Annotated in this window: 18 protein-coding genes, 1 tRNA gene and 1 pseudogene; 5 read left to right on the top strand and 15 right to left on the bottom strand. The window is 72.4% G+C overall.

All coding sequences use genetic code 11. The features are described from left to right. Nucleotides 1-109 precede the first annotated feature (109 nt). The 3 genes from SM450_RS21020 to SM450_RS21010 form a co-directional block, all read right to left on the bottom strand. Nucleotides 110-1,342 carry an FAD-dependent oxidoreductase gene (locus SM450_RS21020; protein ID WP_474621449.1) on the bottom strand — a complete coding sequence of 411 codons (1,233 nt, stop codon included), beginning with the start codon at nt 1,340-1,342 and terminating at the stop codon, nt 110-112. Beyond that, the gene (locus tag SM450_RS21015; RefSeq protein ID WP_474621448.1) at nt 1,335-3,470 is read right to left on the bottom strand and encodes an MMPL family transporter; all 2,136 of its coding nucleotides are present in this window, start codon (nt 3,468-3,470) and stop codon (nt 1,335-1,337) included. Before SM450_RS21015 ends, SM450_RS21020 begins: the two co-directional genes overlap by 8 nt. Nucleotides 3,471-3,641: 171 nt before the next feature. Next, nucleotides 3,642-3,714: transfer RNA gene (locus tag SM450_RS21010), tRNA-Asn, on the bottom strand. A gap of 195 nt (nt 3,715-3,909) precedes the next feature. Between SM450_RS21010 and SM450_RS21005 the strand changes: the two genes are divergently transcribed. Then, nucleotides 3,910-4,302 carry a hypothetical protein gene (locus tag SM450_RS21005; RefSeq protein WP_474621447.1) on the top strand — a complete coding sequence of 131 codons (393 nt, stop codon included), beginning with the start codon at nt 3,910-3,912 and terminating at the stop codon, nt 4,300-4,302. A 93-nt stretch (nt 4,303-4,395) separates the two neighbouring features. Further along, nucleotides 4,396-5,580, top strand: a complete 1,185-nt coding sequence (locus tag SM450_RS21000) for an ROK family transcriptional regulator (RefSeq protein ID WP_474621446.1) — start codon at nt 4,396-4,398, stop codon at nt 5,578-5,580. 69 nt (nt 5,581-5,649) lie between these two features. On the opposite strand, the gene SM450_RS20995 is transcribed toward SM450_RS21000, so the two are convergent. The 12 genes and pseudogenes from SM450_RS20995 to SM450_RS20940 form a co-directional block, all read right to left on the bottom strand. Further along, entirely contained in the window at nt 5,650-6,660 is a 1,011-nt protein-coding gene (locus tag SM450_RS20995) for a sugar phosphate isomerase/epimerase family protein (RefSeq protein WP_474621445.1), read from the bottom strand. Between the two features lie 173 nt (nt 6,661-6,833). Next, nucleotides 6,834-7,856, bottom strand: a pseudogene (locus SM450_RS20990) (RICIN domain-containing protein); the annotation flags it as partial. A gap of 47 nt (nt 7,857-7,903) precedes the next feature. Beyond that, nucleotides 7,904-8,698, bottom strand: coding sequence for a TatD family hydrolase (locus tag SM450_RS20985; protein WP_474621444.1), 795 nt, complete (start codon nt 8,696-8,698; stop codon nt 7,904-7,906). Nucleotide 8,699: 1 nt separating this feature from the next. Next, on the bottom strand, nt 8,700-9,299 hold the full coding sequence (locus tag SM450_RS20980; protein WP_474621443.1) for an EboA domain-containing protein: 600 nt from the start codon (nt 9,297-9,299) through the stop codon (nt 8,700-8,702). A 326-nt stretch (nt 9,300-9,625) separates the two neighbouring features. After that, a complete protein-coding gene (locus tag SM450_RS20975; RefSeq protein ID WP_474621562.1) occupies nt 9,626-10,822 on the bottom strand; it encodes a Gfo/Idh/MocA family protein in 1,197 nt (398 codons plus the stop codon). A 52-nt stretch (nt 10,823-10,874) separates the two neighbouring features. Next, nucleotides 10,875-11,918 carry a substrate-binding domain-containing protein gene (locus SM450_RS20970; protein ID WP_474621442.1) on the bottom strand — a complete coding sequence of 348 codons (1,044 nt, stop codon included), beginning with the start codon at nt 11,916-11,918 and terminating at the stop codon, nt 10,875-10,877. A 91-nt stretch (nt 11,919-12,009) separates the two neighbouring features. Then, entirely contained in the window at nt 12,010-13,098 is a 1,089-nt protein-coding gene (locus SM450_RS20965) for an ABC transporter permease (RefSeq protein WP_474621441.1), read from the bottom strand. Continuing rightward, complete coding sequence (locus SM450_RS20960; protein ID WP_474621440.1) at nt 13,095-14,660, bottom strand: sugar ABC transporter ATP-binding protein; 1,566 nt, start codon at nt 14,658-14,660, stop codon at nt 13,095-13,097. The genes SM450_RS20965 and SM450_RS20960 overlap by 4 nt, the downstream gene beginning before the upstream one ends. 20 nt (nt 14,661-14,680) lie before the next feature. Beyond that, nucleotides 14,681-15,859, bottom strand: a complete 1,179-nt coding sequence (locus SM450_RS20955) for an ROK family transcriptional regulator (RefSeq protein ID WP_474621439.1) — start codon at nt 15,857-15,859, stop codon at nt 14,681-14,683. 195 nt (nt 15,860-16,054) lie between these two features. Then, a complete protein-coding gene (locus SM450_RS20950; protein ID WP_474621438.1) occupies nt 16,055-17,152 on the bottom strand; it encodes a YihY/virulence factor BrkB family protein in 1,098 nt (365 codons plus the stop codon). 536 nt (nt 17,153-17,688) lie between these two features. Continuing rightward, nucleotides 17,689-17,877 (bottom strand): DUF397 domain-containing protein, encoded by a 189-nt coding sequence (locus SM450_RS20945; protein WP_474621437.1) that lies wholly within the window; start codon nt 17,875-17,877, stop codon nt 17,689-17,691. Next, nucleotides 17,868-18,671 (bottom strand): helix-turn-helix domain-containing protein, encoded by an 804-nt coding sequence (locus SM450_RS20940; protein ID WP_474621436.1) that lies wholly within the window; start codon nt 18,669-18,671, stop codon nt 17,868-17,870. The genes SM450_RS20945 and SM450_RS20940 overlap by 10 nt, the downstream gene beginning before the upstream one ends. A gap of 285 nt (nt 18,672-18,956) precedes the next feature. On the opposite strand from SM450_RS20940, the gene SM450_RS20935 reads away from it, so the two are divergent. The 3 genes from SM450_RS20935 (at nt 18,957) to SM450_RS20925 (ending at nt 22,745) form a co-directional block, all read left to right on the top strand. Beyond that, nucleotides 18,957-19,229 carry a flavin reductase gene (locus tag SM450_RS20935; RefSeq protein ID WP_474621435.1) on the top strand — a complete coding sequence of 91 codons (273 nt, stop codon included), beginning with the start codon at nt 18,957-18,959 and terminating at the stop codon, nt 19,227-19,229. A 394-nt stretch (nt 19,230-19,623) separates the two neighbouring features. Beyond that, the gene (locus SM450_RS20930; RefSeq protein ID WP_474621561.1) at nt 19,624-21,735 is read left to right on the top strand and encodes a TRAP transporter permease; all 2,112 of its coding nucleotides are present in this window, start codon (nt 19,624-19,626) and stop codon (nt 21,733-21,735) included. After that, complete coding sequence (locus SM450_RS20925; RefSeq protein ID WP_474621434.1) at nt 21,732-22,745, top strand: TAXI family TRAP transporter solute-binding subunit; 1,014 nt, start codon at nt 21,732-21,734, stop codon at nt 22,743-22,745. The genes SM450_RS20930 and SM450_RS20925 overlap by 4 nt, the downstream gene beginning before the upstream one ends. The last annotated feature ends 83 nt before the right edge of the window (nt 22,746-22,828 follow it).

Raw genomic sequence — 22,828 nt, 5'->3', positions numbered from 1 at the left:
GGATCGTAACCTGCCGATCGATCACCGGCCACCACCGACCCGGCGACGTACGCCGCCACGACAGCACGATGGGCAATGCGAGAATATCAGCGCGCAGTGCCGCGCCGGTTCAGCCCCGCAGTTCGTCGAGCACCGCGCCTGCGGTACGCCAGCCGCTTGCCAGTGCGCCCTGGATGGACGGGCTGTCCCGGTGGTCGCCGGCCATGAACAGGCCGTCGCCGAGCGCGACCGGCTTGCGCAGCCGGCCCTGCGGAGGCGGGGCGGCCGGCAGCGCGTCCGGCACCGTGACTGTGGTGAGGTGGGTCCAGTCGGCGGTGGGGCGACCGTAGAGGCGGTCCAGCTCGCGCCGGATGACCGGTTCGGGCGGGGCTTGCGGGCCGACCACCGAGGTGGCCACCAGGTGTTGGCCGGTCGGCGCGTACGTGGGTGCGGCCATGCTGAGCACCACCGTGTTGGTGACAAGTTCCCGCCGCTCGCCGTCGAGCAGCAGGATCGGCTCGTCGAGTGGCGGGGAATCGGTGCGGTGGTAGTAGGTGGTGTACGCGTGCATGCGTACCCGCTCGATTCCGGGCAGCAGCGTGGCCGCCGCGGGCGGGTCCGCGGCGACCACGACGGCGCGGCAGGTGATCTCGCCGGCGGAGGTGCGGACCCGGCCGGGTGCGACAGCGGTGACAGGCGTGCGGAGGGCGATGAGTTCGGTGGGCAGGGGCGCGGCGACGGCCCGGGGCAGCGCGCCCATGCCCTGCGCGGGCAGGCCGATCCGGCCCCGGGCGAAGGAGCGCAGGATCATCGCGAACACGTGGCTGGAGGTGGCCAGCTCGCGGTCGAGCAGCACGCCGGCCAGGAACGGCCGGAGCAGCTCCTCGATGATCGCGTCGGAGAGCCCGGCCCGGCGTAGCGCCGTCTCGGTGCTGGTCTCGGGCGCGGTGAGCAGCCGCCCGACGGGCAGGGTGGCGCAGCCGCCGGCGAGCGCGGCCAGGCGCAGCCGGTCGCGTAGTGAGCCGACGCCTGCGGTGAGCGTGCCGGGCGCGCCTGTGGGTTCGCGCAGCGGGTTGACGAGCCGTTCCAGCCGGTCGCCGCGGCGCACCAGCACCCCGGAGGTGAACCAGCCCAGGTCGAGGGTGTCGAGGTCGAGCAGCGCGCCGAGCCGGGGGTAGGCGGTGTTGAGCACCTGGAAGCCGCGGTCCACTGTGAAGCCGTCGACCTCGTCGGTGGCGACCCGGCCGCCGAGCCGGTCGCCTGCTTCCAGCAGCCGCCACGGCACGCCGGCGCGGTGCAGCCGCCGGGCGGCGGCGAGGCCGGCCAGGCCGCCGCCGACGATGACCACGTCGGTGTCAGGCACGGTCCACCCCCGCCCCGACGCGGTCGCCGCCGCGGTGCGACCGCGACAATCGGCCCGGCCACCAGACCTTCGGGCCGATGTCGTACGCGAGCGCGGGCACCAGCAGCGAGCGGACCACGATGGTGTCGAGCAGCACCCCGGCGGCGACCGCCACGCCCAGCTCGACAAGCACCACGAGCGGCAGTACGGCGAGCGCGGAGAACGTGGCGGCGAGCACGATGCCGGCGGAGGTGATGACGCCGCCGGTGACGGCCAGGCCGGCGAGCACCCCGGCCCGGGTGCCGCGTCGCACCGATTCCTCGCGGACCCGGCTCATCAGGAAGATGTTGTAGTCGATGCCGAGCGCGACCAGGAACACGAACGCGAACAGCGGGAAGGACTGGTCGACTCCGGGGAAGTCGAAGACGTGTTTGAAGAGCAGCGCGCAGAGGCCGAGCGTGGCCAGGAACGACAGCACCACGGTGGCGATCAGCAGCACCGGGGCGACCAGGGCGCGCAGCAGCAGCGCCAGGATGACCGCGATGACAAGCAGCACCACCGGGATGATGACGTTGCGGTCGCGGACGGACGCGTCGGCGGTGTCCACGTTGATGGCGGTGAAGCCGCCGACCACGGCGTCCGCGCCGGGCACCGCGTGCACCGCCTCGCGCAGGTCGCGGATGGCCTGTTCGGCGCCGTTGCTGTCGGGTGGGTCGGCGAGCGTGACGTTTAGCTGCACCCGGCCGTCGACCACCTTCGGCGGCGCGTTCGGGTTCGGTGGCGCCAGCTCGCCCTGCTGGCCGAGCGGGGCCACCGAGTCCACGCCCTTGACGCCCTGCGCCACCTGGGCGACGCGCTTGGCGGTGGCCTGTTCGGTGAAGATGGTGGCCGGGCTGCCGGTGCCGGCCGGGAAGTGCCTGTCGATTACCTCCTGGCCGGCCACCGAGTCGGTGCGATTGGTGAACAGTTGGGACTGGCCGAGGGTGGTGGCGCCGAGTTGGGTCACCCCGATCGCGAGCGCGGCCAGGACCACCGCGGTGACGATCCAGAGGGTACGCGCGCGGCGCGCCACGAAGCCGGCGATGCGCCCCCAGATGCCGTGCTCGGTGCGCGGGTCGGCGTCGTCGTGCCGGGGCCGCCGGGGCCAGAACGCCCACCGGCCGCCGAGCACCAGCAGTGCGGGCAGGAACGTGAGCATCACCAGCAGTGTCGCGGCGATGCCGACGGCGCTTACCGGGCCGAGCGCCCGGTTGGAGTTCAGGCTGGACAGCAGCAGGCAGAGCAGGCTGACGATGACCGTGGCGCCGGAGGCGATGATGGCCGGGGCGGCGCCCTTCCAGGCGGCAGTCATCGCGTCCCAGGGGCGTTCGTGCCGGTGCAGTTCCTCCCGGTAGCGGGCGATGAGCAGCAGCGCGTAGTCGGTGCCGGCGCCGAACACGAGCACGGTGAGGATGCCCTGTGCCTGTCCGTTGAGCTTGACCACGTCGTGCTTGGCGAGTTGGTAGACGAAGACGGCGGCCAGCGAGTAGGACATTCCGGCGGCCAGCAGCGGGAAGACCCAGAGCACCGGGCTGCGGTAGACGATCAGCAGGATGATCAGCACCACGACCAGGGTGACGAGCAGGAGCGGTCCGTCGATCGCGGAGAACACCTCGATCAGGTCGCCGAGCAGGCCGGCCGGGCCGGCCACGTCGACGGTGAGCCCGTCGCGGTCGGGGCCGGCGATGGTCCGCAGTTCGTCGACGACGGCGCGGATCTGTTCGCCCTCGGCGCTGTCGATCGGCACGATCACCTGGGCGGCCTGCTTGTCCTGGCTGACCACGGGTGGCGGCAGCGGGGCCACCACGCCTGGCACCCGGGCGAAGCGGGCGGCGTCGCCCTGGATGCGCTGCTCGTCGGCCGGGGTGATGCCGCCGGCGCGTTCGTAGACCACGAGGGCCGGGGTGGTCTCCCGGTCGACGAAGCCGGCGGAAAGGTCCTGGGCACGGGTGGCCTCGGCGTCGGCCGGGAGGAAGGAGGCGTTGTCGTTGGTGGCGACGTCGCCGAGCTTGCCGGCGTAGGGACCGGCGATCCCGCCGACGACAAGCCAGCCGAGCACCACCGCCACCGCGACAAGCGTCGCGGTCCAGCGGGTGCGTCCTGCGGCCATCCTCACCACCCTCGAATCGACGCGCGGATCGACGCAGCGGGAGTCTAAGTCGACGTCGACAATCCTGCCGGTCGAAGCGGCGTTCGCGGGTGGAAACCGGGCGGGCGGTACCGTACCGGCAACGAGAAACGCCCGTCGGCGTGGCCGACGGGCGCGTGGTGTGGAGCGAAGCTCCCCCGATTGGACTCGAACCAATAACCTGCCGGTTAACAGCCGGCTGCTCTGCCAATTGAGCTACAGGGGACCGTGCACCGCCCGGGCGAAGATCTCTCCGCGCCGTGCGACGGAGAAAAGAATACAGGACATCGGGGGGTGGCGCGCCAGTGGGTTGCGGGCACCCCAGAATCGGGACAAATCGTCATCTCGGCGCAGGGAGGTATGAGCGGAGAGCAGGATGGGTAGTTAGCGGTCAACAGAGTCAGGTACGGAAGGAGCCGCCATGCGCGGAAAGATCATGTTTCTTGGCGGGCTGGCTGCGGGATTCGTCCTGGGCGCCCGTGCCGGCCGAGAGAAGTACGAGGAGCTGGTGGTGCGCGGGCGCAAGGTGCTCGACCACCCGACCGTCCAGGAGGCGGCCGGCGTCGCGCAGGCACAGGCGACCCGGCTCTACTCCGAGGGCAAGGACAAGCTCGGGCAGAGCAGGATCGGCGAGAAGATCTCGACCGGCAACGGCAGCAAGTCGGGGCTGACCGAGGCCGACAAGCCGTTCGCCGGCACGCCGGCCGCCGTCGGCAGCAAGGCCGGCACCAGCGGTACGGGATCGACCGGCGTGACCGGTTCGACCACGACCGGCACGAGCACCAAGCCCAACGGCACGAGCAGCACCCTCTGACATCAGCGGACAGCGGGCCGACCACCCTCGGGTGGCCGGCCCGCTTCCGCATGCCGGTGTGGCACATTCTCCGGTGGGGAGGGGGATGATCACATGGCTATGGTCGGACCGGAGACCGAGGACCAGGCACGGCTGCTGCGGCTGCTGCGCGACGACGGCCCGCGGTCGCGGGTCGAGCTTGTCGACGTCCTCGGGCTGCCCCGGGCGCGGTTCGCCGCCGAGGCGGACCGGTTGGCCGAGCTGGGCCTGGTGGAGACCGCGGGACCGGCCGCGTCCCGGGGCGGGCGCCGCTCGTCGCTGCTGCGGATCGGCGCGCATGTGCGCTTCGGCGCGGTGCTCGTCGGCGACGGCCGGCTGCGGGTCGCGCTCACCGACGGCGAGCTGAACCCGCTCGCCCGGCACGACGAGCCGGTCGACGTGCGACTCGGCCCCGAGGCGGTCACCGGCCGGGCGGTCGAGCTGCTCGGCAAGCTGCGGGCCGAGGCCGGGCTGGCCCGGCTCAGCGGCGTCGGGGTCGCGCTGCCCGCGCCGGTCGCGGTCCGCGACGGCACACCCGTCTCCCCGCCCGCCCTGCCCGGCTGGCACCGATTTCCGGTACGCGACACGATCGCCGCCGAACTGGGCTGCCCGGTGCACGTCGACAACGACGCGAACGCGATGGCGCTCGGCGAGCGGCACGCCGGCACCGGCCGGCCGTTCGACGACTTCCTCTACGTCAAGCTCGGTGACGCCGTCGGCTGCGGCCTGGTGCTCGACGGCACGCTCTACCGGGGCGCGGCCAGCGGGGCCGGCGACATCGGGCACCTCCAGCTCGCCGAGGACGGGCCGCTCTGCGGGTGCGGCAATACCGGCTGCGTCGAGGCGTACTGCGGGGATGCCGCCCTGGTGCGGGAGGCGGTGACGGCCGCCCGGGCCGGACGCTCGACGGCGCTGGCGGACCGGCTCGCGACGGCCGGCGCGATCACGGTGGCCGACGTGGCCACGGTGGCCGCCGAGGGCGACCCGGCGGCGCAGACGCTTGTCCGCGACGCCGCCCGCCGGCTCGGGCAGGTGCTGGTCGGGCTGGTCAGCTTCGTCAACCCGGCCATCGTGATCATCGGCGGCGCGACGCCGGGCCTCGGGCCGGTCCTGCTGGCCGAGATCCGCGGCGTGGTCTACCGGCGTTCCACCCCGCTGGCCACCGGCAGCATGCCGATCGTCCTGTCCGACCTGGGCGACCGCGCCGCCCTCATCGGCGCGGCCCACCTGGTAAGCGACCAAGTCTACACCCCCCGCTGACCCCTCCCCCCACCCAACCCCACCGATCCAAGATCGCCGAAGCGGGCGGGCGGGGGCGAGGGCGGGGCGTCAGTCGCGGGTGGTGCTGAACGCGGCGTCGAACGCGGCGGTCGGGGCGTCGAAGGCCAGGCGGCGGACGAACTGGAGCGCCTCCGGCGCGCCGACGAGGCGGTCCATGCCGGCGTCCTCCCACTCGATCGAGATCGGGCCGTCGTAGCCGATCGCGTTCAACGCCCGGAAGCAGTCCTCCCACGGCACGTCGCCGTGGCCGGTGGAGACGAAGTCCCAGCCGCGTCGCAGATCGGCCCAGGGCAGGTGGGAGGAGAGCCGGCCACGCCTGCCGTCCCCGGTGCGGACCTTCGCGTCCTTGCAGTCCACGTGATAGATCCGGTCGGCGAAGTCGAAGATGAAGTTCACCGGGTCCAGCTCCTGCCAGACGAAGTGCGACGGGTCCCAGTTCAGCCCGAACGCCGCCCGGTGCCCGATCGCCTCCAGGGTCCGCTTGGTGGTCCAGTAGTCGTACGCGATCTCGCTGGGGTGCACCTCGTGCGCGAACCGCACGCCCTCGGCGTCGAAGACGTCCAGGATCGGGTTCCACCGGTCGGCGAAGTCCTGGTAGCCGCGCTCGATCATGGCCGGCGGCACCGGCGGGAACATCGCAAGCGTGTGCCAGATGGACGAGCCGGTGAAGCCGACCACGGTCCGTACGCCGAGCTTCGCCGCGGCCCGCGCGGTGTCCTTCATCTCCTCGGCGGCGCGGCGTCGCACCCCTTCCGGCTCGCCGTCGCCCCAGATCCGGGCCGGCAGGATGTCCTGGTGCCGCTCGTCGATCGGGTGGTCGCAGACCGCCTGCCCGACCAGGTGGTTGGAGATGGTGAAGACCTGGAGGTTGTGCTTGGCGAGCGTCTCCCGCTTACGTTCGACGTACGAGTCGTCGGCGAGCGCCCGGTCGACCTCGAAGTGGTCACCCCAGCAGGCGATCTCCAGGCCGTCGTACCCCCACTCGGCGGCGAGCCGGCAGACCTCGTCGAACGGAAGATCGGCCCACTGGCCGGTGAAGAGCGTGATGGGTCGCGCCATTGTCCTTCTCCCCTGTCGTGTGCTGGGGGATTCCGTTGCGGACCGGGGCGAGGGTGACCGGAACGGCGACGGCTCGGCACCGGTGGGCGCGGGAGCGCCTGTGCCCACCGGGTTGCGCCTCCCGACGGGCCACCGGCCACCTCGCGGTCGCCGTCCCCACTCTATGGCCTGCCTCAGGGCAGGGTCCAGCGCTGGTTCGCGGCGGCGGTGCACGTCCACAGGTGCACAGACGTGCCGTCGGCCGGGTTGTTGCCCGACACGTCCAGACACTTGCCCGACTGCGGATTGCGTACCGTGCCGTCGGCCCGCGCCGACCAGTTCTGCGCCCCGCTGCCGTTGCACGTGTAGAGCTGGATCTTCGTGCCGTCCGCGCTCGCCCCGCCGGACACGTCCAGGCACTTGCCCAACGCCTTCACCGTCGCGTTCGGCGTCACCGTCCACGACTGCGCCGCCGAGGAGTTGCAGGTGTAGAGCTGGATCTGGGTGCCGTCGGCGGTGGCCGCGTTGCGTACGTCCAGGCACTTGCCGGCCAGGCCCTTCACCGGCCCGGTCCCGCCGGTGCTACCGCTCCGCACCAGCGTGAAGTCGTCCACGTCGAACAGCCCGGACCCGCTGCCGGTGAACGTCAGGTACACCGTCTGGGTTCCCGACGGCACGCCGCTCAGCGCGGTGGTGACGTCGGCGAACGTGGTCCAGCTCCCGGTGTTCGGCACCGCCACCTGACCGAGCAGCGGACCGGTCGGCGAGCCGGTGCGCACTCCGATCGTGCCGCCCGGGCCGCCGGAGACCACCCGGGCCCGCAGCGACGTCACACCGGTCAGGTCCAGGCCCTGGTAGGCGGCCCAGTCGCCCGGGTCGACGTACCCCAGGGTCTGTCCGCCGTTGGCGCCGGCCTTGGCGAACGCGCTGACGCCGCTGGCCGTGCTGAACGCCTCGGCCTGCACGGTGGTGGTGCCGCCCGGCGGTGGCGTGCCGCCCAACTCCTTGATCCGGACGTTGCGGAACGACACGTCGTCGCCGGTGCCGTGGTTCTGGAGGCCGACGTGCCCGGCGAGCGACCGGACCGGGTCGGTGTTGGTGAAGTCGTTGATGCGTACGCCGTTGAGGAAGACCTGCAACCGCTCCCCCTCGACCAGGATCTCGTAGGTGTTCCACTCCCCCGGCGGGTTGAGCGCCGCGTCCCGGGTCGCCAGGTCCGTGATCGATCGGCTCTTACTTTTGACGCGCTTCGACAAAAGTTCGGTCAGGGAAGGTCGAGCCGGCCGGACTGGCCGTAGAACTCCACCGGGTTGCGCCACAGCACCCGGTCCACGTCGTCGACGTCGAACCCGGCCAGCAGCATCGCCTCGCCCGTCACCCGGGTGAGCAGCGGATCGGAACGCCCCCAGTCGGCGGCCGAGTTGACGAGCATCCGCTCGGTCCCGTACGTCCGCAGCAGCTCGACCATCCGCGGCGGCGACATCCGGGTCTCCGGATTGATGGAGAAGCCCAACCAGCAGCCGGTGTCCCGGACCAGCCCCACGGTCACCTCGTTGAGGTGGTCGACGAGCACCCGCCCGGGTGGGATGCCGGACTCGGCGATCACGGCCAGGGAGCGCGCCACCCCGCGCGCCTTGTCCCGGTGCGGGGTGTGCACGAGCGCGGGCAGGTCGTGCGCGACGGCCAGGGCGAGTTGCCCGGCGAACGCGGCGTCCTCGGCCGGCGTCATCGCGTCGTAGCCGATCTCGCCGACCGCCACCACCCCGTCCTTGTCCAGATAGCGGGGCAGCACGTCGAGCACCGGGCGGCAGCGCGGGTCGTTCGCCTCCTTCGGGTTCAGCGCCACGGTCGCGTGGTGCCGCACGCCGAACTGGGCGGCCCGGAACGGCTCCCAGCCGAGCAGCGAGTCGAAGTAGTCCACGAAGCTGTCCACGCTCGTGCGCGGCTGGCCCAGCCAGTACGCCGGCTCGACCACCGCGCGCACCCCGGCCGCGGCCATCCGCTCGTAGTCGTCGGTGGTCCGCGACGTCATGTGGATGTGCGGGTCGAAGATGCGCATGTCACGCCTCCGTGGTGGTCAACCGGTCGAGCAGGTCGGTGGCGTCGGCGGGCACGCTCCGGCCCGCGGCGTGCCGCTCGGCGGCGAACGCCGCGAGCATCTGCGCCAGCTCGCCGTCGGCCCGGCCGGGCAGGCCGTCGACCACGGCCAGCGGCACCCCGGTGAAGACGCACTTGAGCACCGCCTGCCGCCAGGCCGGCTGCTCCAGGTGCCGGGCGTAGGGGCCGAGCGCGGCGGCGACCAGCCGGGTGTCGTCGGTGCGGATCGCGTCGTGCAGCAGCGGCACGCACGCCGCACCGATCGGCAGCAGCGGCAACGCGCGCAGCACCGCCCGCTTCTCCCCGGCGTCGCCCTCCCGGTAGAGCGTCTCGGCGGCGGCGGCATGACCGGTCGGGAGCGCGGTGAGCAGCAGCGCCCGGGCCGCCTCGTCGACCGTCCAGCCGGGCGGGTCGGGCACCAGCCCGCGCCCGCACCGCCGGGCGGCGACGGCGAAGTAGCGCGGGATCGCGGCGGGTTCGGTCGCCACGCGGCGCAGCGCCGCGTCCAGCCAGCGCGGATCGGGTACGCCCCGCAGCGCGGCGCGAAGTCGGTCGGGTGTCAACTCGTCTCCCCTCTGCCGGATGGTGGAAGGGACGCCGCCGGAGCGGCTGCCGGTCCACCGGTGCGGTTGGGGAATCCCGGTCCGGCCGCACCGGTGGTCCGTGCGTGTCGTGGCCCCGGGGTCCCGGCGGCCCCCCGCCCCGCGCCGGCCGCCGCCCCCCCCCCGGGCGCCCCCCCCGCGGGGGCGGGGGGGGGGCGCCCCCCCGCCCGCCCGCCCCCCACGCCTCCCGGCGCCGGCCTCGTCCCCGCCGCGGGGCGCAACCGCGGCGGGCCCTCGCCGGCCGGCGTCGGGACGGTGTGTGGCGGCGCTTGCGCACCGCGCGGGTGTTAAGCGGGGCCCCCTCCTCTACCGGAGGCGTTAAGCGGGGCCCCCTCCTTCCCCACCTCGACCCAGGCGGAGTCGGCAGCGGACCGCGAAACCGCATCAAGCACCAACTGCACCTGGAGCGCGTCCGCGAACGACGGCGTAGGGTCGACGCCGGTGGCGACCGCCTCGACGAAGTCGCGCATCTGGTGGGTGAAGGAGTGCTCGTAGCCGATGATGTGGCCGGGCGGCCACCACGCCGCCAGGTACGGGTGCTCCGGCTCGGTCACCAGGATGCGGCTGAAGCCCTGCTCGGGGGCGGGCCGGGTGCCGTCCAGGAACTCCAGTTCGTTGAGGCGTTCCAGGTCGAACACGACGCTGCCGCGCGAGCCGTTGATCTCGACCCGCAGGGCGTTCTTGCGGCCGGTGGCGAACCGGGTCGCCTCGTACGTGGCGAGTCCACCGCCGTCGAGCCGGGCCACGAAGACCGCCGCGTCGTCCACCGTGACCGGCCCCGTGCCCTGACCGTTGTCGCCGGCCTGCGCGGCCAGGCCACTCGACTCGGACGGCAACGGCCGCTGCCTGACGAACGTCTCGGTGAGCGCGCTGACCCCGGTGATCTGCTGCCCGGTGACGTACTGGGTCAGGTCGATGATGTGCGCGCCGATGTCACCGAGCGCGCCGGAGCCCGCCCGCTCCTTCTGCAACCGCCACACGAGCGGGAACTGCGGGTCGACGATCCAGTCCTGGAGGTAGGTCGCCCGGACGTGCCGGATCTCGCCGAGCCGCCCCTCGGCGACGAACTGCCGCATCAGGGCGACCGCCGGCACCCGCCGATAGTTGAAGCCGCACATCGCGCGTACCCCGGACTCCCGGGCCCGCGCGGCGGCAGCGGTCATCTCCCGCGCCTCCGCGACGGTGTTCGCAAGCGGTTTCTCGCACAGCACGTGCTTGCCCGCGGCCAACGCGGCGAGGGCGATCTCACCGTGACTGTCCCCCGGCGTGCAGATATCGACCACGTCGATCTCGTCGGACTCGACGAGCCGCCGCCAGTCCGTGGTGTACCCGTCCCAGCCGAGCCGGTCGGCGGCCTCGGCCACCTTCGACTCGTCCCGGCCGCAGACGAGCGACATCCGCACCCGCGCCGGCAGGTCGAACACCCGGTTCACGGTGCGCCACGCCTGCGAGTGCGCGGCGCCCATGAACGCGTAGCCGACCATGCCGACCCGAAGGATCCTGTCGTGACTGGACAACCCGGTCTCCCCCCTTGTGTCAGAACCCGAGCTTCAGGTAGTCGCCCGAGTTCTGCTTGGTGATCGTCTCGGAGGAGAGCACGATCTCCTTCGGCACCTGGAGTTCCACCAGGTCGGACATGCCCTTGCCCTGCCCGATCAGCCGGGCCAGGGAGATGGCCGACGATGCCATCGACGGGCTGTAGGTGACTGTCGCCTTGAGCACCGTGTTGTCGGCCGCGATGTCCTCCATGGCCTTCTTCGAGCCGGCGCCGCCGACCATGAAGAACTCCTTGCGGTTGGCCTGGTTGACCGCGGCCAGCACACCGATGCCCTGGTCGTCGTCGTGGTTCCAGACCGCGTCGATCTTCGGCAGGGCCTGGAACAGCCCGGTCGCGGCCTGCTGGCCGGAGTCCACGGTGAACTCGGCCGGACGCCTGTTGGCCACCTTCATCCCGTACGACGCGAGCGTGTCGGAGAAGCCCTTCGACCGTTCCTGGGTCAGCTCCAGCGACTCGATGCCGGGGATCTCGCCGATCACCGGGTTGCTCACGCCCTTGGCCTTGAGCTGCTCGGCGATGTAGGTGGCGGCGGCCACCCCCATGCCGTAGTTGTCGCCCTTGATCTGCAACCGGTAGGCCCGCGCGTCCGGGAAGGCCCGGTCCAGGTTGACCACCGGGATGCCGGCCTTCATCGCCTCCAGGCCGAACGCGTTGAGTTCCTTGCCGTCGTGCGGCAGCAGCACGATCACGTCCGGCTTCTGGGAGATCAGCGTGGACAGCGCCGCCCGCTGGGCCGCCGCGTCCGCGCCGGCCTCCACCGACTTCAGCTCCACGTCACCGTACGCCCCGGCCTGCGCCTTGGCGTTGTTGGTGATGGCGGCGATCCAGCCGTGGTCGGCGGCCGGGGCGGAGAAACCGATAGTCACCTTCTTGCCCGGCTCGGCGGCGGCGCCGGTCGCGGCGGCCTTGGTCTGCGCCTCGGTCGGGGACTGCTCGTTGCTCGTACAGCCGGCGAGCAGCACCCCGGCGGAGACTGCGGCTCCGCCGAACAGCAGCCGGCGACGTGACAGGTCACTTCTCATGACGACCTCCTGGATGCAGGTGGTGGGGTGGTTTTCGGGTGTGGCGGGCCGGGCCACCGTCGGGAGACGGCGGCCTGGCGGCGCGGTGGGGTCAGGTGGTGGTGGCCCGGTTGCGGGCGAGGAACTGGGTCAGGCTGCGGAACTGCACCTGCTGGACCAGGACGGCGGCGACGATGATGCCGCCCTTGACCATGTTCTGGGCCTCGGCGGAGAGGTTGTTGATGGCGAACAGGTTGGTGATCGTGGAGAAGATGATCACCCCGAGCAGGGAGCCGATGATGGTTCCCCGCCCGCCGCTGAGCAGCGTGCCACCGATGATCGCGGCGGCGATCGCGTCCAGCTCGTAGAGGTTGGCCATCGCCGCCTGGGCGGAGGTGGCCTGCGCGGTGAGCATGACCGCGGCGATGCCGCAGCAGAGACCGGAGAGCGCGTAGAGCAGCACGGTGTGCCGGCGGACGTTGATCCCGGCGAGCCGGGCCGCCTCCGGGTTGCCGCCGACCGCCACCGTGCGGCGGCCGAACGTGGTCCGGTTGAGCAGCACCCAGCCGGCCGCCACCACGGCGACCAGGATGTAGACGAGCAGCGGGATGCCGAGCACCTTCGTGGTGGCGATGCCGTTGATGAACGAGCTGGTGGAGACCTGGGTCTGCTTGTCGGAGATCTCCGCGGCCAGCCCCCGGGCGGCCACGAGCATGGCAAGCGTGGCGATGAACGGCACCAGCCGCCCGTACGAGACGAGCAGCCCGTTGACCACGCCGACGGCCAGCCCGACGGTGAGCGCGGTGAAGATCATGCCGCCGGCGCCGTAGCTCTGGGTGGCGACGGTGGTGCACCAGACCCCGGCCAGCGCCACGATCGCGCCGACCGACAGGTCGATGCCGCCGCCGATGATCACGAACGTCATGCCGACGGTGACCACGCCGACCACCGAGGCGAGCTTGAGGATGGTGAGCGTGTTGCCCCACACCCAGTTCGGGTCGCCGTAGAGGTCGGGGCGGGTCAGGATGCCGATGACGACGAGCACCACGAGCGTGGCCAGCAGCCCGAGGTTGCGCTTGGCGCCCTCCCCGCCGTCGCCGCGCCACCAGGAGAGCCGGGCCGCCGCGTCGGCCTTCGCGGTCTCCGCCCGGTCCACGGGTGGCGACTGCGCGGGGAGCGTGGTGTCCGTCGCTTCGCTCATGCCGGTGCGCCTTCCATGAGGGACCCCGCCATGACGAGGTCGAGCACGGTGTTCTCGTCGAGTTCGCCGGCCGGGGCCTCCCGGACCACCCGGCCCTCCCGCATCACAAGCACCCGGTCGGCCAGGCCCAGCACCTCGGGCACCTCGCTGGAGACCAGCAGCACCCCGACGCCCCGGGCGGCCAGGTCGCGGATGACCTGGTACAGCTCGGCCCGCGCGCCCACGTCCACGCCCCGGGTCGGCTCGTCGAGCAGCAGCAGCCGGGTGTCCCCGAGCAGCCACCGGCCGACCACGACCTTCTGCTGGTTGCCGCCGGAGAGGGTGCGCACCGGCCGGCGTACGTCCCGGGGCCGCAACTCCAGCGAGGCGGCGACCCGGTCCGCCTCGGTCCGTTCCCGCCCGGCGTCGGTGAAGCCGAGGCGGGCGTACCGGCCGAAGGTGGCAAGCGTGACGTTGCGGTAGATCGGCTCGCCGAGCAGCAGCGCCTGGCTCTTGCGTTCCTCCGGCGCCATGCCCATGCCGGCCCGCACCGCCGCGCCCACGCTGCCGGGGCGCAACGCCTTCCCGTCCAGCCGGACCGTCCCGGTGTGCGCCCGGCGGGCCCCGAAGATCGTCTCCAGCAGCTCCGAGCGGCCGGAGCCGACAAGCCCGGCGATCCCGACGATCTCCCCGGCCCGGACGCCGAGCGACACGTCGGCGAACTCGCCGTGCCGGGTCAGCCCGTCCACCCGCAGCAGTTCCGCGCCGCCCCCGTCGTCGGCCGGGCGCTGCGGGAAGACGTACTCGATGGTCCGCCCGGTCATCCGGGCGACCAGGTCGCGGGTCGGGGTGTCGCGGGCCGGCAGGCTCGCCGCCGTGGTCCGGCCGTCCTTGAGTACGGTGACCCGGTCGCCGATCTCGCGGATCTCCTCCAGCCGGTGCGAGATGTAGATGACCGCGATGCCCTGCGCGGCGAGTTCCCGGATGATCCGGAACAGGTTGCCCACCTCGTCGTGGGCCAGCACCGCGCTCGGCTCGTCCATGATGATCAGGCGGGCCTCGTGCGACAGCGCCCGGGCCATGCTGACGATCTGCTTGCCGGCCGCCGGCAGGTGCCGGACCAGCCGCCCGGGTGGGATCTCCGGGTGACCGAGCCGGGCCAGGATCTGCCGGGTACGCCGGGCCATCTGCCCGCGCCTGACGAAGCCCAGCCGGCGCGGCTCGTGACCGAGGAACGCGTTCTCCGCCACCGACAGGTCGTCGACCAGGTCGAGTTCCTGGTAGATGGTGGCGATGCCGGCGCGCATGGCGGCCTGCGGGTTGGCGAACGCGGCCGGCTCGCCCCGCCACACCACCTCGCCGGAATCCGGCCGGTGCACCCCGGCGAGCACCTTGATCAGGGTGGACTTGCCGGCGCCGTTCTGCCCCAGCAGGCAGTGCACCTCGCCGGCCCGCACCTCAAGCTGCACGCCGTCGAGCGCGCGTACGCCGGGGAACGTCTTCACCACGTCGGTGAGGCGCAACACCACCTCACCCGCGACGGCGTCGGCGGGCGCCTCGACAAGCGGTTCCTTCCCGGTCATCTCGACCTCCTCGGACGGGTTCAATTGGCTTCGCCGAACGCGACGTCGCTTGCAAGCACGGCCGCGCCGGCGACGCCGGCACGCGGACCCAGCTCGGAGAGGACGACAGGCAGGTTGCCGGTGGCAAGCGGCAGCGAGCGGCGGTAGACCACGCTGCGGATCTCGGCGAGCAGGATGTGGCCGAGTTGGGCCAGCCCGCCGCCGATCACGATCATCGACGGGTTGGTGAAGCTGACCAGCCCGGCGAGCACGCTGCCGACCCGCCGGCCGCCGTCGCGGATGAGCTGGATGCAGGTGACGTCCCCCTCGATCGCCCCCTGCGCCACGTCGAGCGCGGTCACCGAGCCCCGGGCGGCGAGCCGCTCGACAAGCGCCGGCGACACCTCGGCGCGGGCCGCGGCGGTCGCCTCCCGGGCCAGCGCCGCGCCGCTGAACACCGCCTCCAGGCAGCCGACGTTTCCGCAGGAGCACATCGGCCCGTTCGGGTCGACCTGGATGTGGCCGATGTCGCCGGCACAGCCGTCGGTGCCCCGGTAGACCTCGCCGTGCAGGTAGATGCCGCAGCCGATGCCGGTGCCGATCTTGATGAAGAGAAAGTCGTCGACCGAGTGGGCGACGCCGCCGTGCCGCTCGCCGATGGCCATGATGTTGACGTCGTTGTCCACCACGGACGGGCAGCCGTGTTCGCGGGTGAGCAGCTCGCGGACCGGGAAGCGGTCCCAGCCCGGCATGATCGGCGGGGAGACCGGCACGCCGTCGCGGAAGCTCACCGGCCCCGGCACGCCGATGCCGATCGCGTCGAGCCGCTCGTACGCGCCGTCCGCCTTGGCCTTGTGCAGCAGGTCGTTGACCCGGTGCAGGGTCACCTTGGGGCCGGAGCGGATGTCGGCCGGTTCGGCGTACGCGGTCACCGGCTCCAGCCGGCCGTTGACCACCTCGACGTCGATCGAGCTGGCGCCCAGGTCGACCGCGGCGAACCGGAGGCGCGGACTCAGCTCGACCAGGGTGGAACGGCGACCGCCACGGGAGGCGGCCAGCCCGGCCTCGGCCACGTAGCCGAGGGCGACAAGCCGGTCCAGCTCGGCGAGCAGCCGTGGGCGGGGCATCTGGAGCCGGTCGCCAAGCTCGGCGCGGGAGATCGGGCCCTCGTCCCGGAGCACCCGCAGGAGCCGCACGTGCAGGGGGTCGACCGTCCGCACCGGCAGTCACCTCGCATCGGAATCGGTGTTGTGTCCGACACAGTAGGAGCGTTCCGGGTCAGGTGTCCATAGCTTCGGCACATCCGACGGAAACTTTTGTCCATACGAGCAAAAGAGCGTTCCGGATCATGAAAACGCGCCGCCCCGCCCGGATGGCCCGGGCGGGGCGGCAGAGGTTCGGCTCAGCGGTTCGGCTCAGCGGGAAGTGGGGGCGTTGCGCTTCTTGCGCAGCTTGCGGTCGTCGCGCAGCTCGACGTAGGGCTCCTCGTCCTCGGGGAGCCCGGCGGCGATGGCGCGGCTGCGCTCCAACTCGGCGTCGAACTCCGCGCCGAGCAGGATGGCGACGTTGCTCAGCCAGAGCCACACCAGGAAGATGATCACACCGGCCACCGCGCCGTACGTCTTGTTGTACGAGCCGAAGCTGCTGACGTAGAACGCGAACAGGCCGGACACCACGAGCCAGAGCACCACCGCGAGGATCCCGCCCGGGCTGACCCAGCGGAAGCCGCCGTGCTTGGCGTTCGGCGAGGCCCAGTAGAGGATCGCGAACATCAGGCTGACCAGAAGCAGCAGCACCGGCCACTTGGCGATGTTCCACACCGTGACCGCGGTCGAGCCGAGCCCGATCGCGCTGCCCGCCTGCTCGGCCAGCCCACCGGTGAACACCACGATCACGGCGCTGAGCAGCAGCATCACGCCGATCACCGCGGTCACGCCGAGCCGGATCGGCAGCGTCTTCCAGATCGGCCGGCCCTCCGGCACGTCGTAGATGCTGTTCGAGGCGCGCATGAACGCGGCGACGTAGCCGGACGCCGACCAGAACGCGCCGACCAGACCGATCACCGCCGCGACGCTCGCCAGCCCGCCGGACTGCCCGGCCTGGTCGATCGCGCTCTCGATGATCTTCCGGATGTTCTCCTCCGGCACCGCCTGGCCGACCGTGTCCCGCACCCCGTTCGTGGCCCGGTCACCGAGCAGGCCGAGCAGGGAGATCAACACCAGCAGGCCCGGGAAGATGGAGAGCACGCCGTAGTAGGTGAGCGCGGCGGCCCAGTCGGTCAGGCTGTCGTCCTGGAACTCCCGGGCGGTCCGCTTGAGCGTCGCCATCCAACCCGTGCCCGACAGGTCGGTCGGGCTGTCCGGCCCGTCGTCCGGCCCCACCGGCTGCGTGCGGTCGTCCGGCCCCACCCGCCCGGTGCGGTCGTCCGGCCCCACCGGCTCGATGCGGTCGTCCGGCCCCACCGGCTCGATGCGGTCGCGCCCGTCGCGGACGGAAGACTCCTCGCCGGCCATCGCACCCCCTCGTCGTCGTGTCGTCACCCACGACTTGCCCCGAGGCGGGGACGGATAACCAGGCGTTTCTCAGGAGGGCCACGCCACCTTTCGTCGCCCCCTTGGCTGTCTCCGACGCCCCGATACCCCCCAAAGGCGGAGCGCGGGTGGAACGCTATGGCCGTCTCGGGCGCGCTGAGGCGTCCACAGCGTTCCAGTCGTCGCCTCAACAGAGCGCGGGTGGAACGCTACGGCCGTCCCGGACGCGCTGAGGCGTCCATGGCGTTCCAGTCGTGGGCCTGGGGGTGTTGACGGCGTGCGGAATCCGGTCGCCATGTGTCCGGTTCGGGGGTGGTGGGTGGCACTCTGACGGCGGAATGGTCGCGGGGGTGGGGCGTGGTAACCGGGTGAACGACCGAGGAAGGCCAGCGCACCCGTTCACCGCCACCCGGGGCGGGCCCGGGCTCGCACGACCTGATCCGGACGCCGGGGGAGGTGTCGGGACCACCGCCGCCCCGCCGAGCCGGAGCCGGTCAGCGGGAGACGGCCGGCGTCGGTCAGCGGGCGGGGAGCCGGTCGACGAACGCGCGCCAGGCGTCGGGGCCAAAGGCCAGGATCGGGCCGCCCGGGTCCTTGGAGTCGCGCACCGCGACCACGCCGGGCCGGCCGTCCGCCACCTCCACGCAGTTGCCACCCTGGCCGTTGCTGCGGCTGCTCTTGCGCCACCGGGCACTGCTCAGGTCCATGTCTCCGCCACCTCCGTCATGAAATCGAGGGACTGCTGGTGCGATAGTGCCTCACCGCGGACCGACTCCCACACCTCGACCATCCGCCGCACGTGGTCGGCGCGGTCGACGACCTGACCGTGGAGCTGGCCCTCCTGGTAGACGACGTCCTCGCCGTGCGGTGGGGTGGCGATCACGAACGGGCCGTTGACGCCAGGGTAGGCGCCGACGGTGAACGGCACGACGTGGATCCGCACCCGGGGCAACGTCGTGCCGACCTTCACCAGGTGGCGCACCCGCTCGCGCATCACCTCCGGCCCGCCGATGCTCCGGCGCAGCACGTGCTCGTCGACCACGAACGTGAGCAGCGGGGGTCGCTCCCGGGTCAGCACCGGTTGGCGGTCCAGCCGGGTCGCCACCTGCTGCTCCACCTCCTCCGGCGCGAACAGCCCGCCGCCGCTGAGCAGCGCGCGGGCGTAGCCCTCGGTCTGGAGGAGGCCCGGCACGCAGACCGGCTCGAACGACCGCAGCGCGGTGGCGTCCGCCTCGATGCCGGGCCAGTCGCGGAACCACGGCACCACGCTCTCCCGGCCGATCCGCCGCTGGATGCGCTCGAAGCGCCCGTCCGTGCCGAGCACCGTGTCGCAGCGGCGCGCGAAATCGAGGCTCGGGCGGCGCTCGCAGGTCTCCACCTTGGCCACCAGCGCGCCGGAGTAGGTCAACGCCTCGGCCAACGACGTCTGGGACATGCCGTTGGCCGCGCGGGCGTGCCGCAGCTCCTCGGCGAAGTGCTCAAGCATGGACGACAGTTCCACGGACCGCCTCCGTACATCCTCGACACACCCGGGAGCCGGCCGCCGTACGCGCTTGTCGTCGCCGTGCCGGATCTCCCACCGTAGTCGCGTCGTCACCAGACTGTCACGCAGCGGAACCGCTCACGGGATCGGACGGCGGGCGGAACCAGGCCGGGGGCGTCGGCGCACGACGAGGTCCACCGACGCCCCCATTCCAGTCACCACCACGGAGGGCTCACCCATGCGCGTCGACTCCCGGTGTTGCCGGCGCCCGGCAACACCAGCCCTGCTCACCTGCGACGGGAAGTGCACATCCTGATGCCCCGGCACCGCCCCCACGTCGCGGCGCGTCCGTCCTGGCGTTGCCGAATCTGCGGCGCGGCGTGGCCGTGCTCGCCCGCCCGGCTCGCCCTGCTCGCTGAGTACCGCGAGGATCGGATCGCGTTGCTGGTGTACCTCGGCACGCTCCTGTGCGAGGCGACGACCGACCTCGCCACCGTACGTGACGGCACCGCTCCCCAGGACTTGGCACAACGCTTCGTCGCATGGGCCCGCACACCCCGCCCGACCGAGATCTGACCAGAATCCGCCACCCGCCCCGCCCTGTCCGAAATCCGATCGGAACAGGCCCGGCTCGCACCTTTTGCACCTTTTTCCGCCCTGCACGGCAGCCCGAAGCAAGTGCTCTCAGGATGCGGATAAGGGCGGCATGCCGCGGAAGCGGACACGCTCGGTCATCATGCCTACCGCAAGTGACCAGTACGCATGGCACCAGACAATTGCGAAAGCGATTCAGAATGAGTGCGCGGTGAGTGATCGGAGCCGTGATCCGTCACTCAACGCAATCACCATCGGCAATGTTCCCAACGTGTCCGCCATTCGCGTATCGTCCCCCCTCGTGCCACCCGTTCGCCCCTCCGACGCCACTCCCCCGCCGCCCCGGCCGTCCGCCGGCGAGTCGGGTGAGTCCGAAGTGGACGCCGCCGAGGTGCCGCTCCCGCCGGACGAGGGTGACGTCACCGACCCGGCGTGGGCGGACGACGGACCGGGCGCGAGAGACCACCACACGCGCGATCCGGCACACCCCGGCACCCGCGAACTGGCCGCCCGTTTCGAGGAGGAGAAACCGGGCCGGGTGCTCTCCGGGCCGGTCGGAATCCTCTTCACCGGAGCCACCGTCGCGGTCGCGCTGCTGACCCTCCGGCAGGTGTTCTTTCCGCTTTCGCAGGGCAGCAAGTACTACCTCATCATCTTTCTCGCCGGCGTACTGCCGATGGTTTTCCTCGCGTACCCCGCGAGGACACGGCACACGACGCGGCCGACGGCGGTCGACTGGCTGCTGGCCGCCGCCGCGCTCGGGGTCTGCCTCTACCCGGTGCTGCCGGTCACGCTCGGCGCGGCCGGCGGCGGCTACGACGCGTTCCTCGACCGGCAGGGCCTGCTGGACCCGCTTGACGTGGCGTTCGGCACCGGCCTGCTGCTCCTGCTGCTTGAGGCGTGCCGCCGCACCACCGGGTGGATCCTCCCCGCGGTGTGCGTGCTGTTCCTCGGCTACGGCTACTACGGCGGGCTGTTCCCGCAGTCGTGGCCGGTGGCGCACGCCGGCCTGGACTTCGGGCAGCTCGTCGACGCGTTCTACAACTCCGACAGCGGTTTCTACGGCACCCCGCTCGACGTGGCCGCCTCCTACATCGTGCTGTTCACCATCTACGGCGCGGTGCTCGATTTCTCCGGGGCCGGCCGGTTCTTCGTGGAACTCTCCGCCGCCGCGTTCCGCCGATCCCGCACCGCCGCCGGCCGGACCGCGGTCGCCTCCGGGTTCCTGCTCGGCACGGTCTCCGGTTCCGGCGCCGCCACCACGGTCAGCATCGGGGCGGTCACCTGGCCGATCCTGCGCCGCGCCGGCTACCCGCCCGAGCGGGCCGGCGGCATGCTCGCCGCCGCCGGGGTCGGCGCGATCCTCTCCCCGCCCACGCTCGGCGCCGCGGCCTTCATCATCGCCGAATACCTCGGCGTTTCATACCTCCAGGTGCTCGGCTGGGCCACCGTGCCGACAGTCCTCTACTACCTGGGCATCCTGCTCTCCGTCGAAATCGACGCCCGGCGCTCGGACGTGCGCCCGGTCATCCTCGACACCGGCTCGGCGTGGCGGCTGCTGGCCCGCTTCGGCTACCACTTCCTCTCGCTCCTCGTGATCATCGTGGTGCTGGCGCTCGGCGCCTCCGCGATGCGGGCGGTGGTGCTCGCCACCGGGCTGGCCGCCGCGCTGTCCTTCCTGGACCGGCGGCACCGGCTCACCCCGGCCCGGCTGGTGGCGGCGCTGCGCGACGGCGTACGCGGGGTGCTCGCGGTGAGCGCGGTGTGCGCCGCGGCCGGCATCATCACCGCCACCACCACCAAGACCGGCCTCGGCCCGCAGGCGGCGGCGCTGCTGATCGGCGGCGCGCAGTCGGTCAGCTCCGAACCGGCGGTGGTGCTGGCGCTCACCGCCGTGCTCGCCGCGGTCGCGCTCAGCCTGCTCGGCCTCGCCGTGCCGGTCACCGCGTCCTTCGTGATCGGCTGGGTGATCATCGGCCCGGCGCTGCTGCACCTGGGCGTCGCCGCGCCCGCCGCGGCCATGTTCGTCTTCTACTTCGCGGTGCTGTCCGAGGTGTCGCCGCCGACCGCGCTGGCCGCGGTCGCCGCCGCCGCGATCACCGGCGGCCGGCTGGTGCCGACCATGTGGCAGACCCTGCGGTACGCGCTGCCGGCGTACCTCATCCCGCTCGCCTTCGTGATCACGCCGACCGGCCTCGGGCTGCTCGGCATCGGCGGGGCGGGGCGGATCGCGCTTGCCGGCCTGGTCTCCGCGCTCGGCGTCGCCGTGCTGGCCGTGGCGGCCGGCGGGTGGCTACCCGGCGTCGGCCCGGCCGGCCCGCCGGAACGGCTCCTCGGCGCGGTCGCCGGGCTGGTGCTGCTCTGGCTGGAACCGCTGCCCATGGCGATCGGCGTGGTGCTCGCCGCGTCGGCCGTCGCGGGCGTGTACGCCCGACGTGGCGCCGGCCGCCCGTCGGCAGAGGAATCCCCTGGGGAGGAGAGCACGTGAGACGGATCGACACGCGAATAGCGGCGGGTGTCGGGGCGCTGGCCCTGGTCGCCACCGGCGGGTGCGGAGGCCGGCAGGACGGCGCGGCGACCGACGACGCCGCCCGCGACGTCACCTGCAAGGTCACCAAGGACACCCGGGTCGGCATCGCCACCGGCAACGCCACGGGCGTCTACTACGTGGTCGGCAACGCGCTCGCCGGTGAACTCACGAAGACGACCGACGGCAAGCTCACCGGGACGGCCGCCGAGACCGGCGCCTCGGTGCAGAACGTCGAGCAGCTCGTCGCCGGCCAGTACGACGTGGCGTTCTCGCTGTTCGACACCGCGGTCAACGCGGTGCAGGGCAAGGGCAGCTTCAGCTCGCCGCAGCCGGTCAAGGCGCTGGCCCGGATCTACGACAACTACACGCAGGTGATCGTGCGGGCCGACTCGGGGATCACCTCGGTCGCCGGCATGAGGGGCAAGAAGATCTCCACCGGCTCGCCCAAGTCCGGCACCGAGGTCATCGCCAACCGGCTGCTCACCGCCGCCGGGCTGGACCCGGCCAAGGACGTCCAGGCGCAGCGGCTCGACCTCACCAAGACCGTCGACGGCATGAAGGACGGCAGCATCGACGGGTTCTTCTGGTCCGGCGGCATCCCGACCGGCGGGGTCACCGACCTGTTCACCACCTCCGGCGACAAGGTGACGTTCCTCGACCTCAGCCCGCTGCTGCCGAAGATGGCCGAGCTGAACCCGGCGTACCAGGCCGGGACCATCGGCAAGGACATCTACCGGACGCCTGCCGACGTGCCCACCATCGTGGTGCCGAACGTGCTGCTGGTGCGGGACAACCTCGACGCGGACGTCGCCTGCGCGATCACCCGGACGGTCTTCGACCGCAAGGACGCGCTGGCCCAGGCGAACCCGGCCGCCAAGGGCATCGAGCTGGGCAACGCCCGCAAGACGGACCCGGTGCCGCTGCACCGGGGCGCGGACCGGGCGCTCACCGACCTCGGCGCGAGCTGACCCGACCGGCCGGGCCCGGACCCCGCGTCCGGGCCCGGCCGACCCACACCCGACCCGGAGAGCCCCGTGCCGCTGCCCCACCC

It is taken from the genome of Micromonospora marincola (assembly GCF_056150385.1).
Note: the sequence above shows the minus strand (reverse complement) of the source record. Positions and strands in the feature narration are given on the sequence as shown.